At 64.1% G+C, this 14,691-nt stretch carries 12 protein-coding genes; 8 read left to right on the forward strand and 4 right to left on the reverse strand.

From position 1 onward, the window contains the following. Positions 1-13 precede the first annotated feature (13 nt). The 3 genes from nuoN (at position 14) to N4G42_RS08275 (ending at position 2,545) form a co-directional block, all read left to right on the forward strand. Positions 14-1,507, forward strand: a complete 1,494-nt coding sequence (gene nuoN / locus N4G42_RS08265; RefSeq protein ID WP_260666826.1) for an NADH-quinone oxidoreductase subunit NuoN — start codon at positions 14-16, stop codon at positions 1,505-1,507. A gap of 73 nt (positions 1,508-1,580) precedes the next feature. Beyond that, positions 1,581-1,886, forward strand: a complete 306-nt coding sequence (locus N4G42_RS08270; protein WP_056061582.1) for a DUF2818 family protein — start codon at positions 1,581-1,583, stop codon at positions 1,884-1,886. 176 nt (positions 1,887-2,062) lie between these two features. Beyond that, on the forward strand, positions 2,063-2,545 hold the full coding sequence (locus N4G42_RS08275; RefSeq protein ID WP_260666827.1) for a DUF1178 family protein: 483 nt from the start codon (positions 2,063-2,065) through the stop codon (positions 2,543-2,545). 47 nt (positions 2,546-2,592) lie between these two features. On the opposite strand, the gene N4G42_RS08280 is transcribed toward N4G42_RS08275, so the two are convergent. Further along, positions 2,593-4,428, reverse strand: coding sequence for an ABC transporter transmembrane domain-containing protein (locus tag N4G42_RS08280; RefSeq protein WP_260666828.1), 1,836 nt, complete (start codon positions 4,426-4,428; stop codon positions 2,593-2,595). 378 nt (positions 4,429-4,806) lie between these two features. Here N4G42_RS08280 and N4G42_RS08285 point away from each other — a divergent pair, with 378 nt between their 5' ends. From N4G42_RS08285 to N4G42_RS08305, 5 genes are all read left to right on the forward strand, one after another. Continuing rightward, positions 4,807-5,577 carry an ABC transporter ATP-binding protein gene (locus N4G42_RS08285; protein ID WP_015013285.1) on the forward strand — a complete coding sequence of 257 codons (771 nt, stop codon included), beginning with the start codon at positions 4,807-4,809 and terminating at the stop codon, positions 5,575-5,577. After that, positions 5,577-6,290 carry an ABC transporter ATP-binding protein gene (locus N4G42_RS08290; protein WP_260666829.1) on the forward strand — a complete coding sequence of 238 codons (714 nt, stop codon included), beginning with the start codon at positions 5,577-5,579 and terminating at the stop codon, positions 6,288-6,290. The genes N4G42_RS08285 and N4G42_RS08290 overlap by 1 nt, the downstream gene beginning before the upstream one ends. A gap of 59 nt (positions 6,291-6,349) precedes the next feature. Then, entirely contained in the window at positions 6,350-7,546 is a 1,197-nt protein-coding gene (locus tag N4G42_RS08295; RefSeq protein ID WP_056061590.1) for an ABC transporter substrate-binding protein, read from the forward strand. A gap of 98 nt (positions 7,547-7,644) precedes the next feature. Continuing rightward, on the forward strand, positions 7,645-8,529 hold the full coding sequence (locus tag N4G42_RS08300; RefSeq protein ID WP_056061592.1) for a branched-chain amino acid ABC transporter permease: 885 nt from the start codon (positions 7,645-7,647) through the stop codon (positions 8,527-8,529). 12 nt (positions 8,530-8,541) lie between these two features. Next, the gene (locus N4G42_RS08305; RefSeq protein WP_056061594.1) at positions 8,542-9,543 is read left to right on the forward strand and encodes a branched-chain amino acid ABC transporter permease; all 1,002 of its coding nucleotides are present in this window, start codon (positions 8,542-8,544) and stop codon (positions 9,541-9,543) included. Between the two features lie 56 nt (positions 9,544-9,599). On the opposite strand, the gene N4G42_RS08310 is transcribed toward N4G42_RS08305, so the two are convergent. Genes N4G42_RS08310 through N4G42_RS08320 form a run of 3 tightly spaced genes read right to left on the reverse strand, consistent with a single transcriptional unit; the run spans position 9,600 to position 14,597 of the window. Then, on the reverse strand, positions 9,600-10,769 hold the full coding sequence (locus N4G42_RS08310; protein WP_409557810.1) for a lipocalin-like domain-containing protein: 1,170 nt from the start codon (positions 10,767-10,769) through the stop codon (positions 9,600-9,602). Positions 10,770-10,789: 20 nt separating this feature from the next. Continuing rightward, positions 10,790-11,881, reverse strand: a complete 1,092-nt coding sequence (locus N4G42_RS08315) for a PLP-dependent cysteine synthase family protein (RefSeq protein ID WP_260666830.1) — start codon at positions 11,879-11,881, stop codon at positions 10,790-10,792. A gap of 40 nt (positions 11,882-11,921) precedes the next feature. Beyond that, the gene (locus N4G42_RS08320) at positions 11,922-14,597 is read right to left on the reverse strand and encodes an FtsX-like permease family protein (RefSeq protein WP_260666831.1); all 2,676 of its coding nucleotides are present in this window, start codon (positions 14,595-14,597) and stop codon (positions 11,922-11,924) included. Positions 14,598-14,691 lie beyond the last annotated feature (94 nt).

The following is a 14,691-nucleotide window of genomic DNA, read 5'->3' on the forward strand; positions in this document are numbered from 1 at the left end:
TGAGAGATTCGAGATGATTGACAACATCAGCTGGCTAGCGATTTACCCCGAAATTGTGCTGTTGACGATGGCCTGCGTGATTGCGCTGGTTGATCTGGGCGTACACAGCCCTCGTCGCACCAGCACCTACGTGCTGACCATGCTCACGCTGGCCGTGGTGGCTGCCCTGCAGGCCATGTACGCCAGCAGCGGCAATACCTTCTACGGTTTTGGAAACATGGTGGTGAGTGACGCCATGGGCAATTGGCTCAAGTGTTTTGCCACCGTGGCCATGATGGTCACCCTGGTGTATGGCCGCCCCTATGCTGCCGACCGCGACATGTTGCGGGGGGGTGAGCTCTTCACGCTGTCCATGTTCGCTTTGCTCGGCATGTTCATCATGATCTCGGGCAACAACTTCCTGGTGATCTACCTGGGGCTTGAGTTGCTCACGCTGTCGAGCTATGCCCTGGTGGCATTGCGTCGCGACAACGCTACCGCCACAGAAGCGGCCATGAAGTATTTTGTACTGGGCGCCATGGCCAGTGGCTTCCTGCTGTACGGGTTGTCCATGGTGTACGGTGCCACGGGCTCGCTGGATATTGGCCAGGTGTTCAAGGCAGTCAATTCCGGTCAGATCAAGCATCAGGTGCTGGTGTTCGGCTTGGTGTTTGTGGTAGCCGGTCTGGCCTTCAAGCTGGGGGTGGTGCCCTTCCACATGTGGATTCCCGATGTCTACCAGGGCGCACCCACTGCAGTGACGCTGATGATTGGTGGTGCGCCCAAGCTGGCTGCATTTGCCATCACCATCCGTTTGTTGGTGGATGGTCTGCTACCCCTGGCTATCGACTGGCAACAGATGCTGGCCGTGTTGGCGATTGGTTCTTTGCTCGTGGGTAACCTGGCAGCCATTGCGCAGACCAACCTCAAGCGCATGCTGGCCTACTCCACCATCTCCCAGATGGGCTTCGTGTTGCTGGGCCTGATGTCCGGGGTCATCAATGGCAACGTGGATGCCACTGCGGTGGAGAACGCCTACAGCGCCTCGATGTTCTACGTCATCACCTATGTGTTGACCACGCTGGCGGCCTTTGGTGTGATCCTGCTGCTGGCCCGGGAAGGTTTTGAGAGCGAAGAGATTTCCGATTTCGCGGGCCTCAACCAGCGAAGCCCACTGTACGCTGGCGTGATGGCTGTCAGCCTGTTCTCCATGGCAGGTATTCCTCCTCTGGTGGGCTTCTATGCCAAGCTGGCGGTTCTTCAAGCCCTGATCGCTTCGGGGCAGACCATCTACATGGCGATGGCTGTGTTTGCCGTGATCATGTCGCTGATCGGTGCGTTCTACTACCTGCGGGTGGTGAAAGTCATGTATTTCGACGCACCCCTAACCGCTACCAATGTATCGGCGCCCGCCGATGTGCGCGTGGTGCTGACCATCAACGGCGCTTTGGTGCTGGTGTTGGGCTTGCTGCCAGGCGGTTTGATGGCCCTGTGTGCCGACGCCGTGGTCCGCGCACTGGCGACCTGATCGGTAGCCTGCGCGCAAACGCCGCGCGGGCTACTGCTCCCATTCCCAATTTGCTGCCTCGATCAGTTCCTCTGTGTCACTTACCGGTTCGGTTTGGCTTGTGATTGTGGCGGCTTTGATTGCCGCCAATCTGCCCTTCGTCAATCAGCGCTGGCTGGTGGTGGGCCCCTCCGTCGCCAACGGCAAGCCTCTGGTCGGGCGCATGGCCGAACTGATCGTTTTGTACTTCTTGGTGGGCGGGATGGCTCTGTTGTTGGAGCGTCGTGCAGGCCAAATTGCACCTCAGGGCTGGGAGTTTTACGCCATCACCGGCACCATGTTTCTCACGCTGGCCTTCCCCGGGTTTGTCTATCGGTATCTGCTGCGGCGCCACGGCTGAAGCAGCGGTCGGTTCCGGGCAGAGCCATTCGACAAAGCCTTGAGGGCACTTCCCCGTTGCCAGCTGTAGGCCGGCAGATGGGGTGGAGCACTTCTGAACATAACTCTGCACCTGGACGTTGATGTGCCTGGTAGCGCCAATCATGGGATTGCGCTCACCAGCGTACGATGCATCTTATGAAGGTACTGGATCTCCAATGTCAGCACGGCCATGTGTTTGAAGGCTGGTTTGGTTCTGAAGATGACTTTCAGAGCCAGAAGCAGCGCGGGTTGGTGCAGTGCCCTTTGTGCGCAGACGTCCATATCGACAAGCGGCTGAGCGCGCCGCGCCTGAATCTGGGCGCCCGTGAGCCCGCCGCAGCTGCGGCGGCACCGCCCGGCACAACTTCTGTTTCACATGCTGTTTCCAGCGCGCAGGTCGAGGCATTAACGCTTCCCCCAGCACTACAGGTAGCGTGGCTGGAGCTGGCCCGCAAGGTCGTCGCGAATACCGAAGATGTCGGCTCCCGGTTTGCCGACGAAGCCAGGCGCATGCACCACGGCGAGGTTCAGGATCGGGCCATTCGTGGCCAGGCCACCGCGCAGGAGGCGTTGCAGTTGCTGGATGAGGGCATTGCCGTCATGCCGCTGCCAGCGGCAGTCAAGGAAACCCTGCAGTAGCCACTGCACCCGGTCCTGGGGGTAAACCTTGCGGAATGGTGCCGGGATCAACTGGTGAACTGCAGTGCAGCCAGACGCGCATACACCCCACCTTGTGCCATCAATGCGCTATGGGTGCCTTGCTCCACGATCTGACCGTGGTCCAGCACCACGATGCGGTCGGCATTTTGTACCGTGGCCAGGCGGTGGGCGATCACCAGCGTGGTCCTTCTGCCAGTGTGGCGCTGCATGGCGATGTCCAGCGCGGCCTGCACCATGCGCTCACTTTCTGCATCCAGTGCGCTGGTGGCCTCGTCCAACAGCAACAGGGGCGGATTTTTGAGCATGGCTCGGGCAATGGCGATCCGCTGGCGTTGGCCGCCCGACAGGCGTACACCCCGTTCGCCCAGAAACGTGTGGTAGCCCTCGGGCAGGGCTGCGATGAAGTCATGCGCAAAGGCAGCCCGGGTGGCCGCCATGACCTCTTCGTCGGAGGCATCCGGACGGCCATAGCGGACGTTGTCCATGGCCGCGGCGGAGAAAATCACGGCATCCTGGGGCACGGTGCCCGTACGGGCGCGCAGTGTGTCCAGGCTCAGGTCGCGGATGTCCACGCCGTTCAACAGGATGCCTCTCTCTCGTGAACCTTGAGCACCCCCTTCATTGCCCCTATCCACGTCATAAAAGCGCTGCAGCAACTGAAACACCGTGGTCTTGCCTGCCCCGCTGGCGCCCACCAGTGCCACAGTCTCTCCAGGTGACAGGTGCAGCGAGAAGTTCTGCAGCGCGGGCTGATCCGGGCGCGACGGGTAGTGAAACTGCACGTTGTCAAACTGCACCTCCAGCCCTTGATCCGAAGTGGGCAGCCGCTTGGGTGTCGCAGGGTTTGCCACGGGGGACCGGCTCGACAGCAATTCCATCAAGCGCTCGGTGGCACCGGCCGCACGCAGCAGGTCTCCGTACACTTCGCCCAGCACTGCCACCGCGCTCGCCAGCAGAATCACGTACACCACGGTCTGGCCCAGGTGGCCCGCACTCATCTGTCCGGCTAGCACGGCTTCTGTACCCCGGTACAACCCCCACAGCAGCAGGGCCGCGTTGGCGATGATGATGAAGGCCACGAGCAGGGCGCGTGCCTTGGTGCGCTTGACCGCCGCGCGAAAGGCGTCTTCCGTGGCCCGCGCAAACCTTGAGGCCTCGCGTGGCTCAGCGGTATAGCTCTGCACCACGGGGATGGCGTTGAGCACTTCGGCCGCGATGGCGCTGGAGTCGGCCACGCGGTCCTGGCTGTCGCGTGACAATCGGCGCACCCTGCGACCGATCCACATCGTGGGCAGCACCACCAGTACGACGGCCAGCAGTACCACCGACATCACATAGGGATTCGTCCACACCAGCATGACCAGGGCACCCAGGCCCAGGACCGCATTGCGCAGCCCCATGGACAGCGATGAGCCGACCACGGTCTGCACCAGCGTCGTGTCCGACGTCAGCCGCGACAGCACCTCGCCGGTTTGGGTGGTCTCGAAGAACTGGGGGCTTTGCTGCAGCACATGGCTGTAGACGGCGTTGCGCAGGTCAGCGGTGACGCGCTCGCCCAGCCAGCTCACCATATAAAAGCGCGCGGCCGAAAACCCGCCCAGTGCCATGGCCACCGCAAACAGCTCTTCAAAATGCCCGCGAAGGGCCATGGCCTGCGCTCCCCGGTCACCCGTTGCAGAGACCAGGCCTCCATCGATGAGATTGCGCAGTGCCATGGGAAACGCCAGTGTGGCCAATGCCGCCAGCACCAGGAACACCAGCGACAGTGCAATGCGCGCCCGATAAGGGCGCAAAAAGGGCAGCAGTCCCGTGAGCGAACGGGGCGCACCGCGGGTGGGCGTGGAGGAGGGGGGGGAGGGCATCGTGGCAGTGTAGGCGGCGCAGCTGGGTGCCGCAGAAGGAGCGCGGTCAGGCCCCTCTATGGTTATAAGTGGTGCCCACGGCGGTGAATACCAAGGCTTGTCAGTAAAAAGTCAGTGATGGGCGCGGCGCTGCACCACCACCGCGTGTGGTCTTCTGTGCCTGCCACGGCGCCAGATTGAGCATTGGCGCGCTGCCCGCGCCCGTACATCCCCAGCGCCATGCGCCCTCAGGGCGGGTACGTAGGCATTTATACATAGGCATTAGTCCCAGTATCTACCGCAGGGTAGGGAGACATACGATGCGTTGCGATCCAACCTCCCCGGAGACCTTGTTGCAAGGCTCCTCATTTCAGCACCCTACGGAGCGGCCAAGGCGCAATGAGCGACGTCATTCTTGAAACCAACAGCCTGACCAAAGAGTTCAAGGGCTTCACCGCCGTCAGTGATGTGAACCTGGCCGTTCGGCGCGGCTCCATCCATGCGCTGATCGGTCCCAATGGTGCGGGCAAGACCACGTGCTTCAACCTGCTCACCAAGTTCCTGGAGCCGACCTCGGGTGTCATCCGCTTCAACGGGCATGACATCACGCGAGAGCAGCCCGCACAGATTGCACGCCGCGGGGTGATCCGTTCGTTCCAGATTTCGGCGGTGTTCCCGCACCTCACACTCATCGAGAACGTGCGCCTGGGCCTGCAGCGCAAGCTGGGCACCTCGTTCCACTTTTGGCGCAGCGAGCGCACCCTGCGGCAGCTTGACGACCGTGCCATGCAACTGCTGACCGAGGTGGGGCTGGAAGACCTGGCCGATGAAGTGACCGTGAACCTGCCCTATGGCCGCAAGCGCGCACTGGAGATCGCCACCACGCTGTCCATGGAGCCCGAGTTGATGCTGCTGGACGAGCCCACGCAGGGCATGGGCCACGAAGACGTGGACCGCGTTACGCAACTCATCAAGAAGGTCTCGGCAGGCCGCACCATCCTGATGGTGGAACACAACATGAAGGTGGTGTCGACCATCGCAGACCGTATCACCGTGCTGCAGCGCGGCGCCGTGCTGGCCGAAGGCCCCTACGCAGAAGTCTCCAACAACCCCCAAGTCATGGAAGCCTACATGGGCACGACCGACGGCCAACTGCAGGGAGCGCACTGATGGCTGGCGCTCCCGCACTCGAAATCAAGAACCTCGAAGCCTGGTACGGCGAGTCGCATGTGCTGCACGGCGTGGACATCGTCGTCCAGTCGGGCGAGGTGGTCACGCTGCTGGGCCGCAACGGTGCAGGCCGCACCACCACCATGCGCGCCATCATGGGGCTGACCGGTGCGCGCAAGGGTTCGGTCAAGATCAACGGCGTGGAAACCGTGAACATGCCCACGCACCGTATTGCGCACCTGGGCGTGGGCTACTGCCCTGAAGAGCGTGGCATTTTCTCCAGCCTGTCGTGCGAAGAAAACCTGCTGTTGCCACCCGCCCTCAAGACGGGCACGCCGGGCATGTCGGTGCAGGAGATCTACGCCATGTTCCCCAACCTGGCCGAGCGCAAGAACAGCCAGGGCACGCGCCTGTCGGGCGGTGAACAGCAGATGCTGGCCGTGGCCCGCATCCTGCGCACTGGCGCCAATCTGCTGCTGCTCGATGAAATCTCCGAAGGCCTGGCGCCCGTCATCGTGCAGGCCCTGGCCCGCATGATCACCATGCTGCGCCAGAAGGGCTACACCGTGGTCATGGTTGAGCAGAACTTCCGTTTTGCCGCACCGCTGGCCGACCGGTTCTACGTGATGGAGCACGGCCGCATCGTGGAGAAGTTTGGCGCCGCCGAGCTGGAGGCCAAGATGCCCGTGCTCAACGAACTGCTGGGCGTCTGAGCCACGCCCACACCCTTTCCCCACCGTTTTCTTCCACCACACCCACAGGAGACAAATCCATGAAGAAACAACTCAAAGTGCTGGCACTGATGCTGGGCGTTGCAGGTCTGGCCACCTCGGCCGCGCACGCGCAGGACAAGGTCAAGATCGGTTTCATCACCGACATGTCCAGCCTGTATGCGGACGTGGAAGGCAAGAACGGAGCAGTGGCCATTCAGATGGCGATTGACGACTTCGGAGGCAAGGTGCTGGGCATGCCCATCGAGCTGCTGACAGCAGACCACCAGAACAAGGCCGACATCGCAGCCTCCAAGGCCCGAGAGTGGATCGATACCCAAGGCCTGACCATGCTGTTTGGGGGAACCAACTCGGGTACCGCACTTGCTTCGGCCAAGGTCGCTGCAGAGAAAAAGCGTGTCTATATCAACAACGGTGCTGCCAGCTCCGCGCTGACCAACGACCAGTGCACACCGTACACCGTCCACTACGCGTATGACACTGTGGCACTGGCCAAGGGCACGGGCTCGGCCATTGTGGATGGTGGCGGGAAGAGCTGGTACTTCCTGACGGCAGACTATGCCTTCGGCCATGCGCTCGAAGCCGACACCACCGCCGTGGTCAAGGCCAAGGGCGGCAACGTGGTGGGCGCTGTGCGCCACCCGCTGAACGCGTCCGACTTCTCGTCCTTCCTGCTGCAGGCACAGAACTCCAAGGCACAGATCCTGGGCCTGGCCAATGCAGGTGGTGACACCATCAACTCCATCAAGGCTGCCAAGGAGTTCGGCATCGGCAAGAGCATGAAGCTCGCCGGCCTGCTGATCTTCATCTCCGATGTGCACAGCCTGGGCCTGCGCAACACCGAAGGCCTGCAGTTCACCACCAGCTGGTACTGGGATCTGAACGACGAGACCCGCAAGTTCTCGGCCCGCTTCTTCGAGAAGACCAAGCGCATGCCAACCGAAATCCAGGCGGCTGACTACTCGGCCACCATGAATTACCTCAAGGCCGTGGAAGCCGCCAAGTCGGTGGACGCCGACAAGGTCATGACCACATGGCGCGGCATGAAGATGAACGACTTCTTCGGCTCGGGCCAGCTGCGCGCCGACGGCCGTTACGTACACGACATGTACCTGATGGAAGTGAAGAAGCCTGCTGAGTCCACCAAGCCCTGGGACTACTACAAGCTGATCAAGAAGCTGCCTGGTGACTCCGTGTTCACCACCAAGGCCGAGAGCAAGTGCCCGCTCTGGAAGTAAACCCCTGAGAGGGCCCACGCCGGCCTGGCTGTCCCAGCGGGACGCCGGTCCCGGTGTGGCCCTCTGACCTGAACTCTCTCCACCTGCTGCTGCCTCCCATGGAAATCTTTGGTGTCTCATTGCCCGGCCTGTTGAGCCAGCTCCTTCTGGGGCTGGTCAACGGATCGTTCTACGCAATCCTCAGCCTGGGGCTGGCTGTGATCTTTGGCCTGCTCAACGTCATCAACTTTGCGCACGGTGCACTGTTCATGACCGGGGCATTGCTGACATGGATGGCCATGAACTATTTCGGCATCAACTACTGGTTGATGCTGGTGCTGGCGCCGCTCTTGGTGGGGCTGTTTGGGGTGCTGATCGAGCGCTTGCTGCTGCGCTGGATCTACAAGCTTGATCACCTGTACGGGCTGCTGCTCACGCTGGGCCTGACCCTGCTGATCGAAGGCGTGTTCCGCTCCATCTATGGCGTGTCGGGCCTGGGCTACGACACTCCCGAGCTGCTGGAAGGCGCGACCAACCTCGGCTTCATGATCATGCCCAATTACCGTGCGTGGGTGGTGGTGGCCTCGGTGGTGGTGTGCATCGGCACCTGGTACGTGATCGAAAAAACCAAGCTGGGCGCCTATCTGCGCGCCGGTACCGAAAACCCGCGCCTGGTGGAAGCCTTCGGCATCAACGTGCCGGTGATGGTGACCCTGACCTACGCCTTTGGTGCCGCACTGGCTGCTTTTGCCGGTGTGCTGGCCGCCCCCGTGTACCAGGTCACCCCACTCATGGGCCAGAACCTGATCATCGTGGTGTTTGCCGTGGTCGTGATTGGCGGCATGGGCTCCATCATGGGCTCCATCTTGACCGGGCTGGGCCTGGGAGTGATCGAAGGTTTCACCAAGGTGTTCTACCCCGAAGCGTCTTCCACCGTGGTATTCGTCATCATGGTCATTGTTCTTCTCATTCGCCCCGCCGGCCTGTTCGGCAAAGAAAAATAAGGGGCCGCCAGCATGAATTCCAAGAACACTGCCACCATTGGTTACGGCCTGCTGTTGCTGGCCCTCATTGCCGCGCCTTTTCTCGGCGCCTATCCCGTCTTCGTGATGAAGCTCATGTGCTTTGCACTGTTTGCTTCCGCGTTCAACCTGCTGCTCGGTTATACCGGCCTGTTGTCTTTTGGCCATGCGGCCTTCCTTGGTGGCGCCGCCTATGTGGCTGGCCACGCCATCAAGGTGTGGGGCCTGACGCCTGAAGTAGGCCTGCTGCTCGGCACCGCCGGTGGCGCGCTGCTGGGCCTGCTGTTTGGCTGGCTGGCCATTCGCCGCCAGGGCATCTACTTCTCCATGATCACATTGGCGTTGGCGCAGATGCTTTTCTTTGCCTGTCTCCAAGCCCCCTTCACGGGTGGTGAGGACGGCTTGCAGGGTGTGCCGCGCGGTAAGCTGTTTGGCTTGATCGATCTGCAAAGCGACCTCGTCATGTACTACGTCGCGCTGGTCATCGTGGTCGCGGCCTTCTTGCTGATCGTGCGCACCATCCACTCGCCGTTTGGCCAGGTGCTCAAGGGCATCAAGGAGAACGAGCCCCGCGCCATCTCGCTGGGCTATGACACGCACCGCTTCAAGCTGCTGGCCTTTGTGTTGTCGGCGGCTCTGGCGGGCCTGGCAGGCTCTCTCAAGACCCTGGTGCTTGGCTTTGCCACGCTGTCCGATGTGCACTGGACCGCGTCGGGTCAGGTCATCCTGATGACGCTGGTAGGCGGCCTGGGCACGCTGTCGGGCCCGCTCATTGGCTCGGCCGTGGTGGTGCTGCTGGAGAACAAGATCGGTGAATTCGGCAACCTGTTGGCCGCCTTGACCAGCGTGGAATGGTTCAAGACCCTGGGCGAATCCGTCACCATGGTCACGGGCCTGATTTTCGTGATCTGCGTGCTGGCTTTCCGCCGCGGCATCATGGGCGAGATCATTGCCTGGCTGGCGCAGCGCCGCGCAGGCAGCTCCGCCAAGCATTGAAGATGTGACACCGCCCGATCTGGCGGTATCTTTCTGACATCAAGCCGCTGCTGCTTTTACAGGCGCAGCGGCTTTGCGTATCCAGTCATCTCCAGGTAGCCCCTACCTATAGGTTGGCCTCTGGCGCTCATCAGGTCAGACAGGCCTTCCCAATAGATCGCCCCCGTTGATCCGCTGCTGTCCAGCTCCTGGCTTTCCAGCAGCGCGTTCACTTCAAAGCTGCCTGCGGGCGTTTCCACCCGCCACTGCACCGGGTAGCGCGCGCCACTGCGCGGGCTGGTCCACCACCGCAAGGGGGTGAACGCCACAGACTGCGCCCCAAACACCTGCACCGGCTGCCCGGGCGCTCGCCACGATCCTCCCGCCCACAACGCAGTGCCATCAGCCCGCCGCAGGCGAAAGGCTGTGAGCGCGCTGCCGTCGTGCAGGTTCATGCCGATCCAGTCCCACCCCTGGGCGTCAGGGTGCAGCAGTGCCTCGCTCCACTCGTGGTCCATCCAGGCGCGGCCGGTGTCGGGCGTCACCGCCATGCGTTGGTTGCCCACCTGCAAGGTGCCGCTGACGGCCAACTGTGGCTGGCTGTAGTAGTAACTGGCCTGCTCGGCGTCCGGCCCCTTGCGGGACAGCCCCTGCTGCCCTTGCAACAGCACGGGCTGGGTGCTGTCAAACACCAGGTCCAGCCCAAACTCGCTGCCCACGATGTGTGTGGTGTAGCGGCTGGCTGCAAAGTCTGGCTTTCCGCGTGCGGTGTCGCTGCGCTCCAGCGTCCAGTCCTGCAGGCGGATTCGGGTGTCGGCCTCACTGGCCTGCGCCACCCCAAAACCAGCACGCGCAATGCGCTGGTCATGCACCAGCCGCTGGCCGCGCACATCGGTGATGGCGGCGTGCGCGAACAGCAGGTGTTTGGCAGCAAACGCCGACTGCAGCTGTCGCGTCGCATCGACCCGCGAGCGAAAGAATGTGATCTGAAAGCCCCACGGTTGTCCCTGCGCTTGCACATGGCCGGTGATGTACCACCACTCGGTACGAAGCTCCGGGTGGCTGCCGTGGTCACGGGGAAAGGTCAACGCCCGTGCAGGCAATGCATGCGCTGTCTCGGGCAACCACCCTGCAGCACCGACGGCTGCCAGGCCCGCGGGCATCTGCGTTACCAGCCACTGGCGTCGCGTGGCCAGAGGGCCGCTTGGTTGCGTCAACAGGCCTGGAGGCAAAGCAGAAAAGGGCATGGTGCGGAGGGGAGCGGACGTCAGCCGATCAGTGCGTCTATCTTCTGCTGCGCGGCTGAGCAGTCGCCAAACATGCGGCCCACCCATTCGGTGTCGAAATACGTGGGCAAGTACCGCTCGCCCGCATCACACAGCAGCGACAGGATGGAGCCGTGCTCGCCACGCTCGCGCATCTTGCTGGCCAGCGTGAGCATGGCCACAAAGTTGGTGCCCGTGGACGGGCCCACGCGCCGCCCCAGCAACTGCGACAGCGCACGCATGGCGGCGATGGACTCGCAGTCCGCCACATCCACCATGCGGTCCACCAGCGTGCGGATAAAGCTTGGCTCCACCCGTGGGCGCCCAATGCCTTCAATGCGGGATCCCGGAGCCGTCAGCTGCGCATCGCCCGTGCGGTGGTAGGCGCTGAACACCGACCCCGCCGGGTCGGCCACACACACCTGCGTGGCATGGCGCTGGTAGCGCACGTAGCGGCCAATGGTGGCGCTGGTGCCACCCGTGCCTGCACCCACCACAATCCAGCGCGGCACCGGGTGCGGCTCGTGCGCCATCTGCGTGAACATGCTCTCGGCAATGTTGTTGTTGCCGCGCCAGTCGGTCGCGCGCTCGGCATACGTGAACTGGTCCATGTAGTGACCGCCCGTTTCCTCGGCAATCGCACGGGCCGCGTCATACACAGCGCCCGCGCTGTCCACAAAGTGGCAACGCCCGCCGTGGAACTCGATCTGAGCGATCTTTTCTGGCGACGTGCTGCGCGGCATCACCGCCACAAACGGCAACCCCAGCAGCCGGGCAAAGTAAGCCTCACTCACCGCCGTGGAGCCGCTGGACGACTCGACGATGGTCGAGCCCTCATGCACCCAGCCATTGCACAGCGCATACAAAAACAGCGACCGCGCCAACCGGTGCTTCAGGCTGCCGGTGGGGTGGGTGGATTCGTCCTTGAGGTACAGGTCAATGCCATGCGCAGCAAACGCGGGCAGGCGCAGCGGGATCAGGTGGGTGTCAGCGCTGCGCTGGTAGTCTGCTTCGATGCGAGCGATGGCTTCGTGGAGCCAGGGGGCGCGATCTTGAGGGTGGCAAGGTCCGGAGGTGTTCGGTTGGAAAGACATAGTTGAATTGTCGCGGTGTTCCATGGGGTAGCTCGTATCTTCACCAATCCTCCTTCACCGCCATCACCGCATCACGCCCTGCCGCCGCCCGGCCCGCCAGCCATGCGGTGACCGTGCCCGACACAACAACGGCAGCACACAGCCCCAGCAACCTCCAACCCGGCACCGCCAAATCCATCGTCCAGTGGAAACTCTGCGGGTTGACCACGTGCACCAGCACGACCGACACAGCCAGCCCCAGCAGCACGCCCGCCGCTGCACCCACCGCCGTCCACGCGGCGCCTTCGCCCGCCACCACGGTCAGGATCTGGCGCCGCGTGAGGCCCAGGTGGGCGAGCAGGCCAAACTCCTTGCGCCGTGCCAGCACCTGGGCGCTGAAGCTGGCGGCCACGCCGAACAGCCCGATGCCGATGGCGACGGCCTGCAGCCAGTAGGTGACGGCAAAGCTGCGGTCGAAGATGCGCAGCGAGCGCTCGCGGATGGTGGCGGCGGAGCTGAATTCCACCAGGGCCTCGTTGCCGTCGCCCGTGGTGGCGCCCGCCGCAGTGGAGAGCTGGCGGCCGGCTTGGGTCGCAGCGAGCGCGCGGATGGACGCCTGCAAGGCAGACACATCGGTGCCCCCGCTGGGCCACAGGGCCAGGTCGCTGGTGCGGGCGTCGCCGGTCAGGCGCAGCCACACCGCACGGTCCATCACCACGGCGCCGGTTTGCCGGGCGTAGTCCCGCCAGATGCCTGCTATGTAAAAGATAGCTGCTGGCGCATGATTCTCTAGCGCTTGGGGGCTAAAAGCCTTGGAAAGTGCAGGCCACTCCATGCCAGGGCGCAGGCCGTACAGGTCCACCACGGCCTCGCTGATGTACACGCCGGTGCGGCCGGGGGGCACGGGCAGGGCCTCGCCCACCAGCGGCAGGGTCTGCGCCGGCTCATCGCCCAAGGGGCGGCTCAGCACCGTGAGGGCGGGCAGGGTGGGGGCCAGCTGCAGCGGGCTGGCGCGCAGGGGCTGCACGCGGTCCAACCCTGGCAACTGGCCCACTGCTTCGGCAAAGCCTGCGGGCAGCAACGCGGCCTCACCGCCGCCCGTGCCGCCCGCACTGAGGGCCGAGCGCACGTACAGCGGCGACGGCAGCACCGCGTCCAGCCACTGTGTGACCGAGCCGCGAAAGCTGGACACCATCACCGTCAGCGCAACGGCCAGGCTGAGGGATGCGACCACGCCGCCCACCGCGATGGCAGCGCTGCCCCGCATGCGCCGCGCGCGCTCCAGCGCCAGCAGTGGCAGCGCATGGCGTGCGGCTAGGGGCTGCAGCCATGCCAGCAACCGCGCCATGCCCCAGGGCAACAGGGCGATGCCACCCACCAGTAGCAGGGCAATGGCGACGTACGCGGCCAGTGGAATGCCAAATACGGGTGGAGCGCCAGTCAAAATTGCCCCGGTAGCTATCAAAACGATACCAACAGTGCCCTTGTCCGCCTGGCTGGCTGCGGCGCCGAGGCCCTTCAGGGTCTGGGCCGGGGGCAGGGTCTGCGCGGCGCGGGCGGGCCACCAGCCACCCGCCAAGGCGGCCGCCACGCCCAGTGCGCCGTACACCACGGCGGCGGGGGCGCTCCATTGCAGCGCGGGCCGCACGCCCGCAAAGTAGCCACCGCCCAGGTCGCCGCCCAGCAGTTGCAGTGCCGTGGCCGCCAGCGCGGTGCCCAGCGTTATGCCTAGTACGCTGCCCAGCAGGCCCAGCGCTGCCGACTCTGCCAGAACCAGTGCCAGCCGCTGGCGCGGCGTAGCGCCCAGCACGGCCAGCAGCGCAAACTGCGGCCCGCGCTGCGCCACGCTGAGGGCCAATACCGAAAACACCAGAAACGCCCCGGTGAACAGTGCCACCAGCGCCAGCACCGTCAGGTTGACCCGGTAGGCGCGCGACAGGTTGCTGATGCGCTGGGTGGCATCGCCGGGCTGCGCCAGCACCAGGTTGGCAGGCCAGCCGGGCTGCGCGCGCAGTGTGGCTTCCCACGCAGTGCGGTCGGTGCCGGGCTGCAGTTGCAGGTCGATGCGGGTGAGTGCGCCCGCACGGCCAAACAGATCTTGCGCAGCGCCAATGTCCATCACGGCCAGCGGCGCGCCGCCGGCGGTCACGGTGCCTGCCACCTGCACCGTGAGCGCCTGTTGCAAACCCACCTGCAGCGTAAGGCGGGGCAGGGGCGACGATGGTGCTGGAGCGGCGGCAGAAAGCCCCAGCACCTGCAGCGCGGCCGTGTTGAGGAACACCGTGGCGGGTGCGAAGAGGGCAAACCGGTCGGCGCTGTCCCAGGGGCGTGGCACCAGCGCCGGGGCCATGGTGGGCAGCAGCAGTGCATCGGCGCCCAGCACACGGATGGGAGTGCGAAGGGACTGGTCTTTGGCGCCCGCTGTTGTAGCTGCCTGCGCTACGGCCGACAGCTCCAGCAGCGGGCTGGCGCGGGCCACTTGCGGGTCGGTGGCGAGGCGTTCGTACAGCGCCTCGGGCAGGCTGCCTTGCATGGCGCGCAGCTCCAGGTCGGGCTGACCGTTGACGGCGCGCACAGCCTGCGAGAACTCGTCCAGCGCCGACGCATTGATCACATGCACCGCAAACGCCAGCGCCACACCCAGCATCACGGCCGCCACCGCTGCGGCGCTGCGCCAGGGGTGGTGGCGCAGGTCTTGCCAGGAGAAGGTGCGGAGCAGGGCGAGCATGGCCTGCATTGTGGCCGCAGGCGTTGGGAGCCTGGGTTTTTGACGCACATCAACCTTGCATTTCAACCTCCTTGAAGCCGCGATGCCGCAGGCCTATCTTGGA

Origin of the sequence: Acidovorax sp. K2F (genome assembly GCF_025246485.1) — a bacterium.
In the GTDB taxonomy this organism is placed as follows: Bacteria; Pseudomonadota; Gammaproteobacteria; order Burkholderiales; family Burkholderiaceae_C; genus Acidovorax; species Acidovorax delafieldii.